Genomic DNA, 21,479 nt, shown 5'->3' on the forward strand with positions numbered 1-21,479 from the left:
ATGCGAAGCATGGCCGCTGAAATTGCTTCTTCCAGCAAACTTGCAGCTATGTCAATGACCGATTGCTGCACGGCGCCAGGTTCGCGTCCGCCGGCCGGTCCCGATCGGTAGCCCGGCCAGGAACGACCCCGCGTCGGCGACGGCACGGAGAAAGCCGGCCCATAGGGCGTGTTGTTGCCGGCGCATGACGACGTCAGCCAAATTAATGTTGGGCGCCATGACGGGCGTGGTGTCGCGAGAGTCGCTGGCGGTGCGCTGGCAGCAGCTCCGAACGCGGCCACACGACGGCGATCCCGAACATGACGCCCTGCGCCGGGCGACCCGTGCGGGATTGGTGCTGCCGGTCGTCGCCGTCGTCGGACTGGCGGTCGGTACCGCCGTCGGCAGCGGTTCGCAGACGACGATGTTCGCCATCTTCGGCGCGGTGGCGCTGTTGGTGGTGGTGGATTTTCCCGGCAACCGGCCGGCGCGGGCGCTGGCCTATGCCGGCCTCGGCTTCAACGGAACGGTCCTGATCACCCTGGGCACGCTGCTGTCCCCGCATCCGTGGCTCGCCGTACCGGCGATGTTCGCCATCGGCGTGCTGGTGACGTTCTCCGGTGTCCTCAGCGAGATCATCGCCGCCGGCCAGCGCTCCACCTTGATGACGTTCGTGCTGCCGGTGTGCACGCCGGCAGGCCCGGTCCCCGATCGACTGCTCGGCTGGGCGGTGGCCTGGGCCATTGCCGTCCCGGCCGCGTTGTTCCTGCTGCCGCCCACGCATCACGACGACCTGCGCAAGCACGCGGCGCAGGTGTGCCGGCTGCTGGCGGCCCGGCTGGAGGGGTCGGCGACGGCTCAGGAGCTCTCCGATGCGATGGAGGTGCTGGGTGACAACTTCCTCGGCGCCGATTTCCGTCCGGTCGGTTTGACCGCCGGCAGTCGCGCCCTGGTGCGGGTGGTCGACGATCTGCGCTGGCTGTGCGACCGTGCCACCGATGCCACCGGCTCACTGCTGGCGGAGACCCGTGGGCCGGCCATTCGGGTATTGAACGACTGCGCCCGGGTGCTGAGCACGCCGCGGGCCGAGGGCCGCAATCGGTACCGCGCCGATCTGGCCGAGGCGTTGACCGCGCATCGGGCCGCGACCCGGGGGCGTTACCGCGAGGACATCGAATTGATCCGGGGCGAGCCCGACGACCTGCTGGCTGTCGCGGCCGGCCGAAAACTGTTGCGGCTACGCACCTTCTCGGCATGTGTGGGGGCCACCGGCCGGGTCATCGGGTTGGCGGCCGACGCCGACGCCCGCCCGGTGTGGGCCCGCGTCCTCGGTCGGCGATTGCCGGTTTCCGGGAACTTCGATCGGGTGTTGTCCGAATCCCAGGCCGTGTCCGCCATCCCGTCGGGGTTCGTCGCGACCCGGGCCGTGGTGGTGCAGAACAGCCTCCGCACCGGCATCGGGCTGGCCGTGGCGGTGGCGGTCGTTCATCTGTTTCCGCTGCAACACGGATTCTGGATCGCCATGGCGTCCCTGTCCGTGCTGCGCAGCAGCGCGCTGACCACCGGGACGCGCGTCGTGCGTGCGGTCGGCGGCACCGCGATCGGGTTCCTGCTCGGCACCGTGGTGATCCACCTGATCGGGGCGAATCCCGTCCTGCTGTGGTTGCTCCTGCCGATAGTGGCGTTCGGTTCCGCCTATGTGCCCGACGTGTTTTCGTTCGTCGCGGGCCAGGCGATGTTCACGATGTTGGTGCTCACGATCTACAACCTGCTCAGTCCGGCGGGCTGGCGGGTCGGGCTGATCAGGCTCGAGAATGTCCTGGTCGGCGCCGCGGTGGGCGTCGTGGTGTCGCTGCTGCTGTGGCCACGAGGTTCAGCGGCGGTGGTGCAGCGCACGCTGGACTCGGCGCGCACCGCCGGCACGCGGTACCTGATCGCCGCCGTGCGGCGGGTGACCCGCGGCGCATCCGAGGCAGCCACCGACCGGGTGCACGCCTTGAGCTACGACGCCCTGACCGCCTCCCGCACCGTGGATGATGCTGTGCGCCACTTTCTTTCGGAGAGCAGTGGGGCCACGGAGTTACGGGCGCCGGTGGTCCGGGCTGCCAATCAGACGGTCCGGTTGCGGGCGGCGGCCGACCTCATCGCTGACGTCGTGCCGCCGCCCCTGGCCCCGTACCCGGCCGCCCGCGCCGTACTCGAAGAACACACCGCGTCGATCTGCGCCCGAATCTCGGGCACCGAAGATCCCGGCGCCGCAGAGCGCAGCCCGATCAGTGACGACTTCGTGCTGGCTCTGCGCGCCGAATCTGGAGGCGGAACCTTGTCGGTCGAGGCCGCGCTGCCTCTGGTGACCGTCGCGGCCAGCCTCGGCGAGTTGGAGCTGCTCTACCCGGACCCCGCGCCCGCTTGATCAGCGACCGGGCCGGTGCGGCTTCAACGCATTCGGCGGAATTTGGCCGAACTTGCCGGACTGGAAGTCGTCGAACGCCTCGATGAGCTCCGACTTGGAGTTCATCACGAACGGGCCGTAGTGGAAGACCGGTTCCCGGATCGGCTGGCCCCCGAGCAACAGCACCTCGAGCGCGGGCCGGTTGGAGTCCTGGCCGGCGTCGGCAGCGACGGTGATGCGGTCCCCCGGGCCCAGCACGGCCAGCTGACCCTGGTGGATGGGGTGCCCGACGGGTCCGACGGTGCCGCGTCCGGAGAGGATGTAGACGAGCGCGTTGAACTTGCGGTTCCACGGCACGTCGAGGCGAGCTCCGGGCGCAATTGTGGCGTGCGCCATGGTGATTGGCGTGTGGGTACCGCCTGGCCCCGTGGCGTCGCCGATCTCACCGGCGATGACGCGCGCCAGCGCGCCGCCGTCGTCGGAGGACAACAGGGTCACGTCGGTGCCCTCGATGGCCTGGTACCTGGGGGCGGCGAATTTGTCCTTCTTGGGCAGGTTCACCCACAGCTGCAGGCCGTGGAACAGGCCACCGCTCTCGACAAGTTCGGCCGGCGGCGTCTCGATGTGCAGGATGCCCGATCCGGCGGTCATCCACTGGGTGGCGCCGTCGGTGATCAGGCCGCCGCCACCGTGTGAATCCTGGTGTGCGAAGCGGCCGTCGATCATGTACGTCACGGTCTCGAAGCCGCGGTGCGGGTGCCAGTCGGTGCCCGTCGGTTCGCCGGGCTCGTACTCGACCTCGCCCATCTGGTCCATGTGGACGAACGGATCGAGGTCGGCCGGGCTGACCCCGGCGAAGGCACGGACGACTGGGAAACCCTCGCCCTCATAGCCCCGGGGGCCGGTGGTGATGGATCGCACCGGGCGTTCTGTCTCACTCGGTGCGGCGGAAGCGATACGCGGCAAGCTGATCGTGTCAGCAGTGATAGCAGGCATGTCACCTATAACCGGACCGTAGTCCGATTAATTCCGGACGGCAACAGCGCAGGTCAATGCCCGGCCAGCGCCGCAATCGCGACACTGCGCGCCTCGTCCGAGGACTCCGCCGCCAGCGCGGCATCGGCGGCCGCCCGGCAGTGATCCAGCGTCACCCCCGACAGCGCCGCACCGACCGCGCGGACCGCGGCAGCCGCCGTCGACAGTGACGTCACGCCCAGCCCGACCAGCACGCACGCCAGCGCGGGATCAGCCGCGGCCTCCCCGCACACGCCGACCGGCTTGCCCTGCTCCTCGCCCGCCTTGGCCGCCGCGCGCACCAGCGCCAGCACCGCCGGCTGCCACGGGTCGCTCAGTGTCGCCAGGTCGGCCGACATCCGATCGGCCGCCATCGTGTACTGCGTCAAGTCATTGGTGCCGATCGACAGGAAGTCGACGTGCCGCAAGATCCGGTCGGCCAGGAGCGCGGCGGCGGGCACCTCGATCATCACGCCGGGCGTCAGACCGAAAGATCGCACCTGCGCCGCAAAGGCTTTCGCCTCCGCCGGCGTCGCGATCATCGGGGCCATCACCCACGGACGCTGGCCGGTCGCCGCGGCCGCAGCCGCGATCGCCTGGAGCTGGCGGGTCAGCAGCTCCGGATTGCCCTGGGCGATGCGGATGCCGCGTACTCCCAGCGCCGGGTTGGCTTCATCGGCATGACCGGCGAATCGCAGCGGCTTGTCCGAACCAGCGTCGAGGGTGCGCACCACCACCTTTCGCTCCGGGAACGCCGCCAGCACGTCGCCGTAGATCTGCGCCTGCTCGTCGACGGTCGGTTCCAGATCCCGATTCAGGAAGCACAATTCGGTCCGGAACAGCCCGATGCCCTCCGCCGGGGTCGCGGCGGCCGCGTGCGCGGCGGCGCCGTCCTGCACGTTGGCGAGCACCGCTACCCGATGCCCATCGGCGGTGGATCCGGGGCCACCCCAGCTGTCGGCAAGGTCGGACTCACGCCGCGCCTGCGCCACAGCCTCGGCCGCTGCGGTCGCGTCGGGCTCGATCGCCACCGTGCCGTTGGTGCCGTCCACCAGCACCATCGCGCCCGACTGCACCTGCTCGAGCCCGGAAACGGCCACCACACACGGAATGCCTAGTTGACGGGCGATGATCGCGGTGTGGCTGGTCGGCCCGCCGAGGCTGGTCACCAACGCCACCACCAGCTGCGGGTCCAGCCCGGCCGTGTCCGCCGGCGCCAGGTCCTCGGCGCAGAGCACCGACGGCACGTCCGGCACCGGCACCCCCGGCTCGGGAAGTCCGCGCAGTTCGGCGATCACGCGATCCCGGATATCCCTGAGGTCGGCGACCCGCTCGGCCATCAATCCGCCCATCCGAGTGAACATCTCGACGAACTGGTCTGCCGTGGCGACCACGGCCCGCACCGCGGACATGCCGTCGGCGATGCGCTTGTCCGTCGCCGACGCCCAGGCCCGGTCCTGCGCCAGCGTCGCCGTCGTGGCCAACACCTCCGCGGCCGCTCCGGTGGCCTTGGCCGCCCGGGTCCGGAGGCGGTCCGCGACGGTGACAGACGCGGCCGCGAAGCGCTCCCGCTCCCCTGCCCGCTCCGACTCCCCCAGTTCAACGGGCACGGCGTCGGCCTCGGGCGTGGGTCGCGCCCCTGGCCACAGCACCGGCGCGTAACGCACTCCGCCGACTGCGGGAACTCCGCGCAGCACCACCGGTGCGCCGCCGGTTTCCACATCGACCGGCATTGACTGTGGCGTCGGGGCCGGGCTCACAGATGTCTGGCTCATGTGATGTAGATTACTCCGAACCGTTGACAAGTCAACATATCCAAGCGTAAAACAAACAATATAAAGATCGAATCGGATGTGTTCCCACAATCTTGGAGGGTCATGTACGCGGAAGAACGGCAGCAGGCCATCGCCTCGCGAGTGCTCGCCGACGGCCGCGCCTCGGTCAACGAACTGGCAGACGCCTACGACGTCACCACAGAAACGGTGCGCCGCGACCTCGACGTCCTCGACAAAGCGGGGGTCATCCGCCGAGTGCACGGGGGAGCGGTGCCGGCCCGCACACTGCACCTGGTGGAGCAGGGCGTCGTCCAGCGCGATTCCACCCAGACCCAACAGAAGGCCGCGATCGCCGCCGCGGCGGTTGCCCTGCTGCCCGCCACCGGCGGGACGGTACTCATCGACGCCGGCACCACCACCGCGCGCATCGCCGAGCTCATCCCCACCGACCGCGACCTCGTCATCATCACGAACTCGATTCCCGCGGCCGCGAAGCTGACGTCCAACCCGACAATCTCCCTGCAACTGCTGGGCGGCCGGGTCCGCAGCCTGACCCAGGCCGTGGTGGGGGAGCAGGCGCTGCGAACCCTCGACTCCCTGCGCGTCGACGTCGCCTTCCTCGGCACCAACGGCATCACCGTCCGGCACGGCTTCTCCACCCCCGACAGTGACGAGGCCGCCATCAAGCGCGCCATGGCCAAGTGCGCCAACCACGTTGTGGTGACGGCTGATTCGAGCAAGTTCGGCCGCGAGGACCTGGTCAGTTTCGCACCGCTGTCGGCCGTGCGGACCGTCGTCACCGACAACGAGATCCGCGATCACGAGCGCCGCCAACTCATCGACGCCGGAGTCGACGTCATCTGCGCGGAGGCCGGCTCGTGATCGTCACCGTCACCCTCAACCCCAGCCTGGACCGCACCCTCTCCCTCGACGAACCGCTGACCAGGGGAGCGGTACACCGCCTGGTCCCCGTCTCCACCGAGCCAGGGGGCAAGGGCGTCAACGTATCTCGCGCGCTGACGCAGAACGGTGTCGACACCGTCGCCCTGCTGCCTGCCGCCGACCACGATCCGATCCTGGCGGAGCTGCGGACCCGCGGGGTGCCGTTTCACAACATCGACATCCCGGGCACCGTGCGCAGCAATCTGACGATCACCGAAACTGACGGCACCACAACAAAACTCAACGAGCCCGGGGCACATCTGGATGACGCCACCCTGGCGGCGCTGACCGCAGTCGTCTCCGAGCACGCGGCGCGGGCCATCTGGGTGGTGCTGTCCGGATCGCTGCCGCCGGGCGTTCCCGACGGCTGGTACGCCGACATCGTCGCGCAGCTGGCGGCCCTGCCGTGCCGCGTCGCGGTGGACACCTCCGAGCGTCCCCTGACCGCACTCGCCGAAGCCTTCTCGAGCGCGGCGCCCGATCTGATCAAGCCCAATTCCGAGGAATTGGCGTGGTTGACCGGCCGCTCAGCGCATGAGCTGGAAGAGGCTGCCGCACAAGGTGATTCACTGCCGGTGATCGCCGCCGCCCAGCAACTCGTCACCCGCGGGGCGCACACCGTGCTCGTCACCCTCGGTGGCGCGGGCGCGGTCCTGGTCGACCACGACGGCGTGTGGGCGGCAACGGCCCCGTCCATCGTGCCGCGCAGCACTGTCGGCGCGGGTGACGCATCGCTGGCGGGATATCTCGCCGCCACCATCGCCGGCGCCCCGCCCGCGCAGCGGCTCCAAACGGCCGTCGCCTACGGCAGCGCAGCTGCCTCGTTGCCAGGTTCCGCGCTGCCCAACCCCGAGCAGATCGATGTGAAAACCGTTCGCGTACAGGCAGTCACCTCCGCCTCAGCCACTCTCTGATCCCGTTCTAGTCAAAGGAACACCCATGCCGATCATCACCTCGGACCTCGTCGCACTCGACGTCGACGCCGGCCCGGACAAGCAGAATGTGATCGAACTGCTGGCCGGCCGGATGGCCGCGGCCGGCCGCGCCACCAACCGCGACGGACTCATCGAGGCGGCACTGGCGCGCGAATCCCAGTCCGCCACCGGCCTTCCCGGTGGCATCGCGATCCCGCACTGCCGATCACCCCATGTCGACGAGCCCACCATCGCTTTCGCCCGGCTGGCACCCCGGGTCCCGTTCGGCGCACCCGACGGTCCCGCCGACCTGGCTTTCCTGATCGCGGCACCGGAATCCGGCGGTACCGAACACATGAAGCTGCTGTCCAGCCTGGCCCGGGCCCTGGTGCGCAAGGACTTCGTCGAACAGCTCCGTGCCGCGGGCACGGACGCCGAGGTGGTCGCTCTCGTCGAGGGCGTCGTCAGCCCGGCACCCGCAGCCCCAGTCGCACCGCCGACCCCGGCCCCTGCGCCCGAATCGGCGCCCGCTGCCTCACTCATCGCAATCACCGCCTGTCCCACCGGAATTGCCCACACCTACATGGCCGCCGACGCCCTGAAACTGGCTGCCGACCGTGCGGGCGTGCGCTTCAGCGTCGAAACCCAAGGGTCGTCCGGCTCGACCCCACTGTCGGCCGAGACCATCGCCGCGGCCGACGCCGTCATCTTCGCCACCGATGTCGGGGTCAAGGACAAGCAGCGGTTCGCCGGCAAGCCCGTCGTCGCTTCCGGCGTGAAGCGGGCCATCAACGAACCCGACACCATGATCGCCGAAGCCGTTGCCGCGGCCAAGGATCCGCGGGCCGCCCGGGTGCAGGGCGATGCAGCGGCCCCCGCGCCCACCGATGCCCGCGGCGGGCTGGGCTGGGGCACGCGGCTACGCCAGATCCTGCTGACCGGTGTCAGCTACATGATCCCGTTCGTCGCGGCCGGCGGCCTGCTGATCGCGTTGGGGTTCCTGTTCGCGGGCTACGAGATCGCCAACAAGCCTGCCGGGCAAACTGATTCACTCGCGCACATCATCGCGACCACCAATTCACTGACCAACCTGCCGGCCGGGGGACTCCTGCAGTACCTCGGTGCGGTGCTGTTCACGCTCGGCGGGCTGGCCTTCGGATTCCTCGTCCCGGCCCTCGCGGGCTACATCTCGTTCGCCATCGCCGACCGTCCCGGTATCGCACCGGGCTTCACCGCCGGTGCGGTGGCCGTCGCCGTCGGGGGCGGATTCATCGGCGGCATCGTCGGCGGGCTGATCGCCGGGTTCTCCGCACTGTGGATCGGGTCGTTCAAAGTGCCCCAGTGGTTCCGCGGCCTGATGCCGGTAGTGGTGATCCCGCTGGGCGCCTCACTGATCGTCGGCCTGTCGATGTTCCTGCTGCTGGGCCGCCCCCTGGCCGCCGTCACGTCGGGCCTGACCCACTGGCTCGGCAGCATGACCGGCAGCTCACTGGTCCTGCTGGGCGTCATCCTCGGCCTGATGATGTGCTTCGACCTGGGTGGCCCGGTCAACAAGGCGGCCTACGCCTTCGCCGCCGCCGGTCTGAACATGACCGACGTCGCATCGCTGCGGATCATGGCCGCCGTCATGGCCGCCGGGATGGTGCCGCCGCTGGCCATGGCGTTGGCCTCGGCCGTCCGGCCCCGGCTCTTCACCGAACCCGAGCGCGAAAACGGCCGGGCCGCTTGGCTTCTCGGCGCGTGCTTCATCACCGAGGGCGCCATCCCGTTCGCCGCGGCCGACCCGCTGCGGGTCATCCCGTCGATGATGTTCGGCGGCGCCGTCACCGGGGCCCTGGTGATGTCGTTCGACGTGACCTCCAAGGCACCGCACGGCGGCATCTTCGTCTTCTTCGCCATCGACCACCTCATCTGGTTCGTCGTGGCCGTCGTCGTCGGAGCCGTCTGCAGCGCACTGGCGGTCATCGTCGCCAAGAGCGCCGGCAGGGCAGTCCCGGCGGCCGAAGCCAGCGCGTCCCTGCAGCCCGCCGGCAGCTGAACAACTTCCAGATCAGACAACCAACCCAACCCCACAAAGGAGAAGCCATGCCCAGCAAGACCGTCACCGTCGGATCCGCCATCGGCCTGCACGCCCGTCCGGCAGCCGTCATCTCCGAGGCCGTCGTCAACTCCGGCGCGCAGGTAACCCTCGCGGTCGACGGCGGCGAACCCGTGGACGCCGGCTCGGCGCTCATGATCATGACGCTCGGGGCCGGCAACGGCGCCCAGGTGACGGTGGCTTCGGACGACGAAACCGCGCTCGCGGTGGTCGCCGACCTGGTGTCGCAGGACCTCGACGCCTGACGCGCACCGCTCGGGGCCACTCCCAGCGGCCACAGAAAGCGCACTGAGCCCCCGCTACACACCACTAGTATGAATTCGTGCTACATGGTTACACGATGTTCCGCAGGTCCAGTTGCGGGATGTTCGGCCGGATGCCAAGGCTCGGCGGGAAATCCATCAGACCGAGCTGGTCGGCGATGACGAGCATGCCGTCGATGGTGACCTCGACGGCCACGACGTCATCGATTCCGCCCGAGGCACTGCTGGCCGCGGAGTACGGGCCGGTCACGTCCACTGCCCCGACAGCGTCAACGACCTGGCATCACGCCCGGTACATGTGTCCACCCGCTGCATGTCGGCTCCACCCCCTGTTCCCGACGCCAGGCGCCGGGCATCGCTGTCCTCCGTGACCATCTTGGTACGCCACCTCACAGGCGGCAGGCCGATGGCCAAACTCCTACGCGAGTCACGGCATCTGACCTGCACAGGCGGCCCCACACCACCCCCACAGCGCTTCCCCACAACCCGCATCGAGCCTACCAGCGGGTCTGACCACAGGTCCGCACCAATTCGACACCGCCACGGCCTGGTCGGCCGCCACCGTCGCGCGCCGAAAGATATTGGTGGGCAAGCAATTCGACGGCACTCCGCGAACCTCCATCGAACCGCCGGCCGGACTGCCGACACCGGTATTGGGCCCGGCCATCCCGCTATCGCCACTGACGTGGTCGATACTGGGAGGGCATCTGCGTCTTGGCACCTGCGTCGAGCGAACCGAGGAGAGAAAGCGCGTATTCGGTGACTGACCACTCTGAACCGCAGCACAACCCCCCGGAAAGCGCTTTTGCCGGACACCCGGTGAACACGCCGCCGGCCTGGCCACGCGTGAATCCGGCGAGCGGCAACACCGGCATGCAGCACACCGAACCGCTGCAGCGCAGGACCGGCTACCCGCCGCAGCCCGGCCCCATTCAGCCCGGTCCCATCCAGCCAGGTCGCCCGTCACAGCAGCCGTGGCCGTACGGCCCACAGGGTCAGTTCACGGCGCCGGGGTCGTACGCCGACGCCATCCGCCGGGACGACCTGCTCCGGGCCCGCAAGCCCGAGCCCGGTCGTGGCTGGCGCAAGACGCTGTTCAAGGCGACGTTCGGGCTGGTCAACCTCGGTCCATCACCCGATGAGATCCACGAGGCTCAGCAGATCAACCGAATTCGGTCGGCGTTGTCGGGTCACTACAAGGTCGGCGTCATGGGCAAGGGCGGCGTCGGCAAGACGACGATGTCCGCCTCGATCGGGTCGCTGTTCGCCGAGCTCCGGCAGGAGGATCGGGTCGTGGCCGTCGACGCCGACACCGCATTCGGCAAGCTCGGCAGCCGCGTCGATCCCAAAGCCCTGAGTTCGTACTGGGAGTTGGCATCCGACCAGCATCTCGAGAGTTTCGCCGATATCCGTAACCGCGTGGGCAGCAATGCCGCCGGACTGTTCGTGCTGGCCGGTGAGGCGAGCCCGGCCCGCCGGCGGGTGCTGGACCCCGCGGTTTACCGGGAGGCGGCCTCCCGGCTGGATCGTCACTTCACCATTTCGATCATCGACTGCAGCTCGACGATGGACAGCCCCGTCACCCAGGAGGTGCTCCGGGATCTGGACGCGCTCATCGTCGTGTCATCACCCTGGGTCGACGGGGCCGGCGCGGCCGGGCAGACGCTGGATTGGCTGGCGGCACACGGCCTCAACGGTCTGTTGCAGCGAACGGTGGTGGTGCTCAACGATTCCGACGGCCATGCCGACAAGCGCACGCGCTCGGTGTTGGCCCAGCAGTTCGCCGGGCAGGGTCAGGCCGTCGTCGAGGTCCCGTTCGACGGGCACCTGCGGCCGGGCGGCGTCATCGCCGGTACCCGGCAGCTGGCGCCGGCGACGCGACGCAAGTTCATCGAGATCGCGGCCGCACTCGCGGCGAACTTCCCGACCAGTGACGACCGGCACCGCGAGCGTTCCTGACACCTGCAGCTAGACCAGCTGCAAGAGCAGCTTTTCGACCAACTGCTTGTCCTGCTCCGACACGGTCGCTTCGGCTTCGGCACCGACCACGACGGCCTCGGGCACGCCGGCGGCCAGGGCCGTCTCCTGGATGGTCAGGTTGGCACCGCGCCGCGCCGCGTACAGCCGCTGACCAAGAGTCGCGGTCGGCGCTTTGGCGCCGAGCAGTGTCAGTTCATCGATCCGGGCGCGCACCAGTCCCAGTGCTTTGATCAGCGGCGGCGATACCGGCCCGAGCCGGGCGGCGCTCGCGGCGACGGCTTCGAGCTGCCGCAGGTCGGAGAGTATCTGCGTCACCCACGGCGTGAATTCGGAATCCTCGATCGCCGGCAGCGCGTCGGCTGTGGCACCCAAGGTGTTCACCGCGGCGACGACCGCCTGGGCGATCAGCGGAACCTCACCCGCGTTGGTCAACGGCGGGGCGGGCGCGGCTTGCAGCTGAGGAGCCGCGAACTGCGCCTGCGCCGGGACCGGCTCGCCACTGCGGATCCGTGCGATGGTTCCCGGCGCCCAGCGCAATACCTCTTCGAGGCGCAGGCGCGTTCTCTCGCGCGGCCAGCTGCGGCCTTTTTCGAAGGAGATCAGCGCTCCGGCGTTGATGATGCCGTCGGCCGCCAGACTGCGCTGGCTGATGTCGAGCTCGCGGCGCCGAGCTGCGGCGGCCGCACCGGCGCGCTCCATCCCGGGATCGACGGCGGGCAGGGCGATGTACTCGGTGACGTCATCGGGATCGATGTTCGGCACCCGAGGTCACCTCCATCTCATTGCGGCCCGCGCTCAACAAGAAATCCGGAGCGCTGTCAGCGGTCCGATACAGCTTAGCCCGTTCCGTCCCGCATAACTATTGCGTTGACAGTCACTGAACCGTATCGGTAGGCCCGGAAGCGCTTCAGTTAGACCGTACACCCTCCCCAAACCACGACTTTCACCAATGTTATTCCGGACCATTCGGATGATTTCCGACCATCAATAGCGCCCTGACCTGCAAATATACCTAGCGCTACGGTTTAACTGTTGCGTTACTGCAGTCTGGTGCTATAGATTCTTCTCAACCGCGACGGAACAGTCGCAGCGCAACAGCTAAGGAGTACCCCGATGACCGCAATTGCCATGGACGGCCTGCCGCTCGGTGAGTGCACCCGGAGCCCGGAGCAGTGGACGACGATCGCCAGCGAGGAAGCCAAGAGCCTCTGCCGGCAGTGCCCCCGCCGCTGGGCGTGCGCGCGTGACGCCGTCGAACTGCCCCGCGCCGAAGGCCTCTGGGCCGGCATCGTCATTCCCGCCGACGAGGGTCGCGGCCGGACGTTCGCGCTGAAGCAGCTGCGGTCCCTGGCCGAAGCCAATGGCTTCCCGGTCCGCCGTCAGCGCCGCATCTTCCTCGAAGTCGCGTAGTACCCCGCTGCCCACGCTGCCGTTTGAGGGGGCGGCAGCGCGGGCAGCGGTTCTACGCACGAGGGTTACCGTGACGGGATGAGCGTTACCGACAACACCGGAGCACCGACCACCGTCACCGCCGAAGCCGGACGATTCACCATCGCCGTCGACGGCAAGACTGTCGGGCTGATCGACTACCTCGACCAGGGCGGCCGACGCATCTTCCCGCACACCGAAGTTCAGCCCGAATACGGTGGCCGCGGGCTGGCGACGATCCTCGTCGCCGAGGCATTGGACGCCACGCGAGCCGCAGGGCTACGCATCGTCCCGGAATGCTCGATGGTCAGTGGATACATCGCCAAGCATCCCGAGTACGCGCCGCTGGTCGACCCGGCCTGAGTGGTTTGGGCGCGCTCCGTATCGGAGAGTGATACGGGGCGCGCCGAGATCACTGCTGGCCCAGGTACTGCGCGGTCGAACCGCTGACCGGCATGTCGGGCATGCCGAGCTTGCGGTGATCCCAGCTGCGCATCCGGCTCGGCACGACGCGGACCGCGACGCGGTTGTTCATCATCTGGTCGACGAACGGGCGCATCTCATCGGTGTAGGGGCCGGTGTAGCGCTCCCACACGCTGATGCCCACGCGCAGACAGGTGTCGACGTCGTCGAGGATCTCGGCGGTGCCGTCGATCGAGACGCCGCGGAGGGTGCCGTAGGTGTCACCGTCCTCGATCATCACGGTGATGGTCGAGTCCCGGCGCAGGTTGAGCGCCTTCTGCGACTTGGCCTTGGTCTCGAACCAGATTTCACCGTCGAGCACGGCGTACCACATGGCCACCAGGTGCGGGCGGCCGTCGGCCAGGACGGTGGCCATGGTCGCGGTCCGGCTGCGATCGATGAATTCGACGATCTCGTCGTCGGTCATGACGATCTTCTTGCGCTCGTTCTGTCCCACGCTCTTATGCCTATCAGGCCACGGCAGCGAGCTGCCCATCGGACCCAGCAGCGCACTGCCCATCGGACCCGGCAGCGAGCTGCCCAGCCGCCCCAGCTGCCGGCTCTTACTCGGCCTGCAGCGCCGCGATCGCCGGGCCGAACATCGTCGCCTTGATGGCGGCCATGGTCTGAGAATCCTTGCCCGCCACCGGGATCACGAGCTCCACCGCGGCAGGCACCACCGCGTCCTCGGCCGCGGCGGCCTCGACGATTCCGTACTTGGCGGCGTCGTCACCACCGAAGCGCCGGCCGGTGGTCATCGAGGCGATCGCCGCCTGCGGGGTCAGTTTGGCCTGGATCAGGGCGGCCATCCCGGGCGTGAACGGAATCCGGATGTCGACCTCGGGGAAACAGAAGAACCCGCGGTCGGAGCGCATGGTCCGGTAGTCGTGGGCCATCGCCAGCATGGCGCCGGCGCCGAAGGCGTGCCCGTTGACCGCTGCGGCCGTCGGGATCGGCAGGGTCAGCACCCGCGCGAACAGCGCATGCACCCGCCCGACGTACGCCTGCATCTGGTCGCCGTGCGCCATCAGCCAGTCGAGATCCAGCCCGTTGGAGTAGAACTTCCCGGCACCGGTGGTGACCAGACCCTGGGCGCCACCCGCGACGAGATCGTCGATGGCGCCGTTGATGTCGTCGAGGAAGCCCAGCGAGAACCGGTTCTCGTCATCGCCGAGATTGAGGATGGCGATCTTGTCCTGGTAGGTGACGGTGATGGTCATGGTTGTTTCCTCCTGGTTGGGGTGGGTTCGTCGGCAAGGACCGCGCGTACGGCTGCGGACAGCCGATCACGAGCCCAGCTGTTACTGATTCTGTTGCGGGACAAGATGATTGCCGTCGGCAGATCCACGATGCACACGGTGATGGCATCGACCGCCGCGCCGTCGCGACGGTCCCATAGGTGCGACGACAGCCGCACCATCAGGTCGATCAGCTGACGGTCGAGGTCTTTGAGTTCGGCCGCCAGCGACGCCGGCAGGTCGGGGCCGAGCAGCTGGTCGCGCTGCACACGCCACGCCAGTTGAGCCGACTGCCGCCGGCGTTCGTAGAACACCGCGGGGGCCTGCGCGGCCGCGACGACGGCGTCCACCGGGTCGGCAGCCTTGTCGGCCAGCGCCGCATCGACCAATTCCGTTTGGACATCGAGGAATCGGCGTGCCGCACGCAGCCACGTCCGGGCGACGAGCTCCGTCCGCGAGCCGAAATTGTGATAGATCGCGCCGTTGGAGATCCCGGCCGCAGCCGCGACGGCGCGGGTGGTGACGCCGGCCGGTCCGGCCTCGACGGCCAGCGACTCGGCAGCGTCGAGCACCGCATCGAGGTCGTAAACACGAGGCCGGGGCACCGGCACACCATAACAGAGCGATCGCTCCGTTACTACGCAGCGGGAGCGCGCCCCGTTACGGCGGGTAGATCTGCTTGATGGTTCCGTCGGCGTTGACCTGCATGTATCCGGTGCCCGGTGCGGTGGAGTGAATCGCCAGGCCCAGGCCGCCGCCCTCTTCACCCTCGATGATGAGGTACATCTGCGATCCCGGCTCCGCACCCAGCTGCGGGGGCGCGCCGGCCATCGTCGCGGCCACCGCCTGCGCATTGATGGCACCGAGATCCGCCAGCACGTCGAACGAACTGGTGCTGGTGTCCGAGCCCCATTTGTTCCAGCCGCCGCCGCGGTACATGAAGCTCTGGTCGACGTGCTTGTTGGTGGGAGAGACGCGATCCATGATCGCGTAGTCGGGGTAGACCACGAGCTTGAATCCCATGGCGTCCCCGAACTTCGCCTTGATGGTCCCGATCAGGTTGGTCAGGCCGTCGGCGGTCTGCAGCTGGCTGGGTCCCGGCGGTGTCGACGCGGCAGTCGAGGCGGGAGTGGACATGCCACCGGTCGGGTACGCAACGGTGCCGCCGGGGCCGGTGGGCAGCGACGGAAACAGTTGCGCGCTGGGATCATTGGTGGCCACCGGCTGATCACTCGAACCGCTGTCGGGCCACATCACGTAGGCGATGCCGGCACCCCCGAGGACGACCACCGTGACCAACGCGGCGACGATCACGACCGCCGAGTTGCGCCACCACGACTGTGCCGGTTGGGCATTCGTCAGCTGGGGCGGTGACCACTGCGCTGATCCGGGCCCCAGGCTCTGGGCCGGGCTCGCATACTGCGTGTGCGCGTGCGCCGGGTAGGACTCGGGGCCGGTCGTGGGGTAGGGGACCGACGGGGCGGCCCACGCCGGCGGCGGTGTCTGCTGAGCGGGCTGACCGAACGGAGCAGGCTGCGCCGGTCCGGCCAACGCGGCACGGGCGGCGGCAGCCAGGTCTTTGGTTGTGGCATAACGCAGTTCGGGATCTTTGGCCATGCCGGTGGCGATGACCTGATCCATGTACGCCGAAATACCGGGCCGCATGGTCGACGGCCGCGGCGGATCCGAGTAGAGGTGGCTGGTGATCTGCCGCTCCATGCTGTCGCCCGGAAACGGCGGAGCGCCGGTCAGACATTCGTGCAGCACACAGGTCAGCGCGTAGATGTCGGAGCGGGCATCGGCACGATCACTGGTGAAACGCTCGGGCGCCATGTACGCGACCGTGCCGATGGTGGCGCCGGTGTGGGTCAGCTTGGTCTCGCCGGCGGCGCGGGCGATACCGAAGTCGATGAGGTAGGCGAAATCGTCTGGGGTGACGAGGATGTTGGCGGGTTTGACGTCGCGGTGCACCAGGCCGACACCGTGCGCGGCACCGAGCGCGGCGGCGATCTGCTCGACGATCGAGACCGCACGGTCGGGCGTCAGTGGGCCGTTGGCCAGCAGCTCCTGGACGGTCTTGCCGTCGATCAGCCGCATCGTCACGTAGAGCCGGTCGTCGATCTCACCGAAATCGTGGATCGGCACGATATGCGGCTCATCCAGCCCGGCGGCCGCGTGGGCCTCCCGCCGGAAACGCACCTGGTACTGCTCGTCGTCCGCGAAGGTCGGGGGCAGCACCTTCATCGCGACGACCCGCTTCATGGTGGTGTCGTAGGCCTTCCAGACCTCACCCATGCCGCCGCGGCCGAGCAGCTCAATCAGCCGGTAGCGGCCGAACGGTGTCCCATCCACCGGCTAACCATAAGAGGCAGCCGCGTCAGCTGCCAGAGGTGGGTGATCCGCGGTTACGCGCGCACCCTGCGGCGATAGGTGACCTTGTCGAATTCCCGGCCGTGTTCGTCGACCGCGATCACGTCCATTTCGCTGAGCAACTGCCCGGGCCTGACGTCCACGCGGATGAAGGCATAGTTGCGGAAACGCACCCGCGACCAGCCGACGGCCTCGGCCTTCTTCTCACCGTCGGACGTCCAAACATAGCTGTTCGGGACGAACGTGTCGGGAGACTCGTGGCCGCGGTAGCTCTCGGGCTCGCCCGGCTGGAAGCCGTATCGCGGCCGGCCGGCGCAGCCCACGGTGTAGTAGACGGTGCCGTCGGTTTCCGCGTCCACGGTGGAGTTGTCACCGGCGACCTTGGTGGGGCGGTCGGCGCGGATCGGGTCGGTGCGTTCGTAGACGTGGTTGTGTCCCTGCAGCACGAGATCGACCTGGTAGCGGTCGAACAGCTCGCACCAGGCCGCCCGGACGCCGCCGTCGCTGGCGTGGGAGTCGGTGGTCGAGTAGGCGCAGTGGTGGAAGAAGCAGACGATGAAGTCGATGTTGGGGTCGGCCCGGTAGGCCGCGAGGGTGCGCTCGACCCAGGAATTCTGCGTACCGTCGGAATAGCCCGTGTTGGAACGGATTTCGAAGCTCACGTCGTTGGCGTCCAGGGACAACACCGCAACGTTGCCGTAGGCGAACGAATAGACCGACGGGCAGGCCGCCGGGCCGTTGTCCGGAAAGTCCATGCGCGCCAGGTGGCCGCCGTATCCGTGGCTCGGATACGAGGCCTCCATGTCGTGATTGCCGGTCGCGAACATCCACGGTGTGCTCGCCGCGCTGGCCTCGATGGAGCCCAGGTAGACGTCCCAGACGAACGGGTTGTACTTGTCGAAGCCGTGCGCGGGCTTACCCGATGCGACGAATGACAGCGGCTTGCCGCCGCCGGACGGGTCGGCGTAGGCGATATCTCCGGCCAGCAGGTGGAATTCGGGCTTGGACGCGACGATTTGGTTGAACACGTTGGCGGTGTGCGGAGCGTCGGGCTCGTTATCCGGCTTGTAGTAGCGATCGTCATAGTCGCCCGGCTTGAGCCCCGCAGGCTGACGGGGCACATCATCGGTGCCCTGGTCGCCCATCATGGTGAACCGGAACGGTGCCAACGTCTTTCGCACGCTGGGCATCGCCGTCTTGGCAGACCGCACGTCGCTGACGAAGCCGTCCTCGGTGCGCCACCGGTAGAAATGCGCGGTGCCGCCGGGTAGGCCGTCGACCGGGACATGGGCGTAGAACTGCTCGGCCGCCAGCACGCCGCGGTCGTTGGTCGGAATCTGGGTGACGAGGTTGCGTACCTCGGCTTCGAAGGTCGCGCCCAGTTGATCGGTGGGTCCGTGGTCGACGAACACCCTGGTACTGCCGGGATTTCGCGACAGCTGCGCGGACAGTCGCAGCTGGTTGGTGGCGTCACCGCCGAATCCGACCCGGCGGTTGGCCACGCTCAGCGGCGCGTCCTGCGCGTAGGCGCGGCGCCCGAACGGTGCCAGGCCCAGGGCCGCCACCGCAGCGGCTGCCGCTGACCCACGCAGGAAGTTCCGCCGCGATACCCGGTGCCGGCGCAGGTACTGCTGGTGCCAGTCGTGCTGCTCGGCGATGGTCATGGTTGCCGACAAGTCGTCGGGGAGGCCCGTGTCCGGGATTTCACCGGCGGCGGTCAGTCGGGTCGGACGCACCCGTCGATCGTGGCCCAGCGCGGAGCGTCTGGCGAGTCCGACACCGGAATCAAGTCCGAAGTTCAGCCGGGGTTCACGGAATCGCGATCAACGACGCCGGGGCGCCGTACCGCTGCGGCCAGTCCTGCCACGCGACGTCCGTCGGGCCGACGGCCTGTTCCGTCACCGTCCACCGGTCGCCTCGGTGGTTCAGCAGGGCCGCGTAGGTCCGAGACACAAACCCTTCGGCGGCGCCTTCGGCAAGGGGCGTGCCGCGGAAGTCGAACGGCTGGCCGTCGGCCCCGCGGATGCCGCCGTACACGAATGCCCACGGCTCAGAGATGTTGACGACCTGAACCGCAAGAGTTGCGGGCTTGCCGAGTTCGGCCGCCAACGCCGCGACGGAGGGCGTCACGATGGCCTCGCCGGCCGGTGAGCCGGGGTCGACGCCCGGTTCCGCCCACGCCTGCGCGGTGCCGACCAGGATCGACAACCACATGGTCAGGAGCACCACGACGCCGCGTCGGAACATGCGGAGACGGTACCGAGCCCCGGCCAGGAATGACACTTTTTGTGATCTGAAAAGTCTTGGGCTGTCCCGAACTCTTTCTCAGCAACGCCTCAGTTGGCGACGGCACGGTGGAGACATCAAGCGTTAACGCGCATGTCTTACCGACGTTTCGAGAAAGTAGTCAACGCCAATGAGACACCCGTCAGAACCCCCGACGCCGGACAACCAGCATCTCTGGTCGCGGCAGTACGCCACTGAGCAGGAGAAACTGGTCCAGTGGAGCAATGACCGCTACCGGCGCCCCTACGCTTCCGACGAGCACACCCAGCCGCTGCGGACTCCGTACGGGGCACCGCACCAGTACCCCGCCGCGCCCGTTCCACCGGCGCCAGCTAAGCGTTCCCGCTCCGGATTGCTGGCCTTCGGCGTCGCCGCGGTAGCCATCGCGGCCGGTGCCGCCGGCACCATGGCCGCGGTCGATCACTTCGGCAGCGTGGTGCCGGCCGCGCAGGTTCCGCTCGCCACCGGAATTCAGAACCGCTCGCTGCCAACCGCTTCCGCGCAGGCGCCGGCGGCCCCGGCCGGCTCCGTCGAAGCGGTGTCCGCCAAGGTGCTGCCCAGCGTCGTGAAACTGCAGGTCCAGACCGGCCAGCAGGGCGGCGAGGGCTCGGGCATCGTCCTCACCGCGGACGGGCTGATCCTGACCAACAACCACGTGGTCGCCGAGGCCAACCAGGCTGCCGCGGCACAGGATTCACTGCCGAGCGGGCTGAGCCCGAGTGGCCGGCTGCCCCGCGGCATGACCGCCGGCGGACCGACCAAGGCCACCGTCACCCTGGCCGACGGCCGCACGGTGCCCTTCACCGTGGTGGGCGCCGATCCCGCCGACGACATCGCGGTGGTCAAGGCCCAGGGCGTGTCCGACCTGACCCCGATCAGCATCGGCTCCTCGAAGGACCTGCGCGTCGGGCAGAACGTGGTGGCGGTCGGCTCGCCGCTGGGCCTGCAGGGCACCGTCACCACCGGCATCATCAGCTCGCTGAACCGTCCGGTGAGCACCGGTGACGAGCAGACCGGACAGCAGTCGGTGATGAGTGCCATCCAGACCGACGCCGCGATCAACCCCGGTAACTCCGGTGGTGCGCTGGTCGACATGAACGGCAACCTCATCGGCGTGAACTCGGCGATCGCCTCGCTGGGTGGTGGCCCGGATTCCGGTGGTGCCCAGCCCGGTTCGATCGGCCTCGGCTTCGCCATCCCGGTCGATCAGGCCAAACGCATCGCCGACCAACTGATTTCGACCGGCACCGTGCAGCACGCCTCGCTGGGTGTGAAGCTGGCCGCCAACACCAGCGCGCAGGGCGCGGCAGTGGCCGGTGTCGTCGCCGACGGCCCCGCCGCCGCGGCCGGCCTGGACAAGGGCGCGGTGATCACCAAGGTCGACAACCAGCCGATCGACGGTCCTGAGGCGCTCGTCGCGGCGATCCGGTCCAAGGCGCCCGGCGACAACGTCACCGTGACCTACGCCGACCCCTCCGGAGCCGAACGCTCGGTGCAGGTGACCTTGGGGCAGACGGATGCTTAGGCCGGCCTAGCCCGTCCCTGTCCCCGCATCCCTGTGAGGGTTGTGTACGCGGAACCCGAGATACGCGTACACAACCCTCACAGGCGTCTGCCGTCTTACCCTCTCCGTGTCGACATTTCCGGAGGGGCCATGCGCGTCGAGTACATCGTGGTGCTGATCGCCGTCATCGTGATCGTGGACATCGCCATTCTCGTTGCGCTGCTGCGCAAGCAACGCGCCCGGAAGGCGGCCTCCGGCACCACGACCGTCCCAACAGAACTCGGCGCCACCGCCGACGTGCCCAAGAAATCCCCGGCACCGGTCCTGGCGAAGGCATTCCTGTCGGTGGGGCTGTCATTGGCCATCGCGGCCGGCATCTGCGCGGGGTTTGTGGCCCAATCGAATTCGTCCGACCGCCACGCGGACGGGACGGTCGTCGAGTTGGTGCCCAGCGGCGGCGGCAGCAGCCCGCGCTACCGGGCCCGCGTCGAATTCGCCACCTCGACGGGCACCCACATCCGCTTCCTCAGCTCGATCAGCAGCAATCCACCACCGGCCACGGTCGGCGAGCACGTCGACGTCCGCTACCACCCCGATGACCCGCACGACGCCACCATCGACACCTATTGGCAGGTGTGGTTCCTGCCGACCCTGCTCGCCATCATCAGCGCCCCGTTTCTCCTGGTGGGCGCCGGATTCGGGATCGCGAGCCGGGCCGGGCGTAAACGGGGGCCGGAAATCCTCTGATGTGACCGGGCGGTCCAGCAGATTGCCAGGTTCATCTGGGCTGCCGCAGGTCACGCGCGGATGTATCGTCTCCCCAATTCCAAATTT

At 68.6% G+C, this 21,479-nt stretch carries 19 protein-coding genes and 1 pseudogene; 10 read left to right on the plus strand and 10 right to left on the minus strand.

Annotation, left to right across the window (positions count from 1 at the left end):
* Positions 1–217: 217 nt before the first annotated feature.
* Entirely contained in the window at positions 218–2,392 is a 2,175-nt protein-coding gene (locus A7G45_RS05500) for an FUSC family protein (RefSeq protein WP_043391900.1), read from the plus strand.
* Here the strand turns inward: A7G45_RS05500 and A7G45_RS05505 are convergent, their stop codons facing one another.
* Positions 2,393–3,367: a pirin family protein gene (locus tag A7G45_RS05505; protein ID WP_260934597.1), complete on the minus strand. Its 975-nt coding sequence runs from the start codon at positions 3,365–3,367 to the stop codon at positions 2,393–2,395. It abuts the gene before it with no gap.
* A gap of 53 nt (positions 3,368–3,420) precedes the next feature.
* Complete coding sequence (ptsP, locus tag A7G45_RS05510; RefSeq protein WP_260934600.1) at positions 3,421–5,160, minus strand: phosphoenolpyruvate--protein phosphotransferase; 1,740 nt, start codon at positions 5,158–5,160, stop codon at positions 3,421–3,423.
* Positions 5,161–5,262: 102 nt separating this feature from the next.
* Between ptsP and A7G45_RS05515 the strand changes: the two genes are divergently transcribed.
* The 4 genes from A7G45_RS05515 to A7G45_RS05530 are packed head-to-tail and all read left to right on the plus strand — an operon-like array spanning position 5,263 to position 9,359.
* Positions 5,263–6,042: a DeoR/GlpR family DNA-binding transcription regulator gene (locus tag A7G45_RS05515; protein WP_043391313.1), complete on the plus strand. Its 780-nt coding sequence runs from the start codon at positions 5,263–5,265 to the stop codon at positions 6,040–6,042.
* The gene (gene pfkB / locus A7G45_RS05520) at positions 6,039–7,016 is read left to right on the plus strand and encodes a 1-phosphofructokinase (protein ID WP_260934603.1); all 978 of its coding nucleotides are present in this window, start codon (positions 6,039–6,041) and stop codon (positions 7,014–7,016) included. The genes A7G45_RS05515 and pfkB overlap by 4 nt, the downstream gene beginning before the upstream one ends.
* Before the next feature lie 25 nt (positions 7,017–7,041).
* Positions 7,042–9,054, plus strand: a complete 2,013-nt coding sequence (locus tag A7G45_RS05525) for a PTS fructose transporter subunit IIABC (RefSeq protein WP_260934606.1) — start codon at positions 7,042–7,044, stop codon at positions 9,052–9,054.
* A 47-nt stretch (positions 9,055–9,101) separates the two neighbouring features.
* Complete coding sequence (locus tag A7G45_RS05530; RefSeq protein ID WP_260934609.1) at positions 9,102–9,359, plus strand: HPr family phosphocarrier protein; 258 nt, start codon at positions 9,102–9,104, stop codon at positions 9,357–9,359.
* 91 nt (positions 9,360–9,450) lie between these two features.
* Here A7G45_RS05530 and A7G45_RS05535 read toward each other — a convergent pair.
* A pseudogene (locus A7G45_RS05535) lies at positions 9,451–9,585 on the minus strand (ESX secretion-associated protein EspG); the annotation flags it as partial.
* Between the two features lie 551 nt (positions 9,586–10,136).
* Here A7G45_RS05535 and A7G45_RS05540 point away from each other — a divergent pair.
* The gene (locus A7G45_RS05540) at positions 10,137–11,336 is read left to right on the plus strand and encodes a MinD/ParA family ATP-binding protein (protein WP_260934611.1); all 1,200 of its coding nucleotides are present in this window, start codon (positions 10,137–10,139) and stop codon (positions 11,334–11,336) included.
* A 9-nt stretch (positions 11,337–11,345) separates the two neighbouring features.
* On the opposite strand, the gene A7G45_RS05545 is transcribed toward A7G45_RS05540, so the two are convergent.
* Positions 11,346–12,056 (minus strand): transcriptional regulator, encoded by a 711-nt coding sequence (locus tag A7G45_RS05545; protein ID WP_260937990.1) that lies wholly within the window; start codon positions 12,054–12,056, stop codon positions 11,346–11,348.
* 414 nt (positions 12,057–12,470) lie between these two features.
* Here A7G45_RS05545 and A7G45_RS05550 point away from each other — a divergent pair, with 414 nt between their 5' ends.
* Together A7G45_RS05550 and A7G45_RS05555 are read left to right on the plus strand one after the other, a co-directional pair.
* The gene (locus A7G45_RS05550) at positions 12,471–12,767 is read left to right on the plus strand and encodes a WhiB family transcriptional regulator (RefSeq protein ID WP_133760087.1); all 297 of its coding nucleotides are present in this window, start codon (positions 12,471–12,473) and stop codon (positions 12,765–12,767) included.
* Between the two features lie 78 nt (positions 12,768–12,845).
* Positions 12,846–13,148 carry a GNAT family N-acetyltransferase gene (locus A7G45_RS05555; protein ID WP_260934620.1) on the plus strand — a complete coding sequence of 101 codons (303 nt, stop codon included), beginning with the start codon at positions 12,846–12,848 and terminating at the stop codon, positions 13,146–13,148.
* 49 nt (positions 13,149–13,197) lie between these two features.
* Here A7G45_RS05555 and A7G45_RS05560 read toward each other — a convergent pair whose 3' ends face one another.
* From A7G45_RS05560 to A7G45_RS05585, 6 genes are all read right to left on the minus strand, one after another.
* Positions 13,198–13,704: a pyridoxamine 5'-phosphate oxidase family protein gene (locus tag A7G45_RS05560; protein ID WP_043391371.1), complete on the minus strand. Its 507-nt coding sequence runs from the start codon at positions 13,702–13,704 to the stop codon at positions 13,198–13,200.
* Positions 13,705–13,810: 106 nt separating this feature from the next.
* Positions 13,811–14,467 carry an enoyl-CoA hydratase-related protein gene (locus A7G45_RS05565; protein ID WP_260934628.1) on the minus strand — a complete coding sequence of 219 codons (657 nt, stop codon included), beginning with the start codon at positions 14,465–14,467 and terminating at the stop codon, positions 13,811–13,813.
* The gene (locus A7G45_RS05570; protein ID WP_260934632.1) at positions 14,464–15,090 is read right to left on the minus strand and encodes a helix-turn-helix domain-containing protein; all 627 of its coding nucleotides are present in this window, start codon (positions 15,088–15,090) and stop codon (positions 14,464–14,466) included. Before A7G45_RS05570 ends, A7G45_RS05565 begins: the two co-directional genes overlap by 4 nt.
* Before the next feature lie 55 nt (positions 15,091–15,145).
* Entirely contained in the window at positions 15,146–16,837 is a 1,692-nt protein-coding gene (locus A7G45_RS05575) for a serine/threonine-protein kinase (RefSeq protein ID WP_260934635.1), read from the minus strand.
* Between the two features lie 53 nt (positions 16,838–16,890).
* Complete coding sequence (locus tag A7G45_RS05580) at positions 16,891–18,519, minus strand: metallophosphoesterase (RefSeq protein WP_260937993.1); 1,629 nt, start codon at positions 18,517–18,519, stop codon at positions 16,891–16,893.
* Between the two features lie 145 nt (positions 18,520–18,664).
* Positions 18,665–19,102 (minus strand): hypothetical protein, encoded by a 438-nt coding sequence (locus tag A7G45_RS05585; RefSeq protein WP_260934638.1) that lies wholly within the window; start codon positions 19,100–19,102, stop codon positions 18,665–18,667.
* A gap of 394 nt (positions 19,103–19,496) precedes the next feature.
* Here A7G45_RS05585 and A7G45_RS05590 point away from each other — a divergent pair, with 394 nt between their 5' ends.
* Both A7G45_RS05590 and A7G45_RS05595 read left to right on the plus strand, forming a co-directional pair.
* Complete coding sequence (locus tag A7G45_RS05590; protein ID WP_043987503.1) at positions 19,497–20,666, plus strand: S1C family serine protease; 1,170 nt, start codon at positions 19,497–19,499, stop codon at positions 20,664–20,666.
* A 129-nt stretch (positions 20,667–20,795) separates the two neighbouring features.
* On the plus strand, positions 20,796–21,392 hold the full coding sequence (locus A7G45_RS05595) for a DUF3592 domain-containing protein (protein WP_043987483.1): 597 nt from the start codon (positions 20,796–20,798) through the stop codon (positions 21,390–21,392).
* Positions 21,393–21,479 lie beyond the last annotated feature (87 nt).

This window comes from Mycolicibacterium llatzerense (assembly GCF_025331195.1).
Classification (GTDB): Bacteria; Actinomycetota; Actinomycetes; order Mycobacteriales; family Mycobacteriaceae; genus Mycobacterium; species Mycobacterium llatzerense.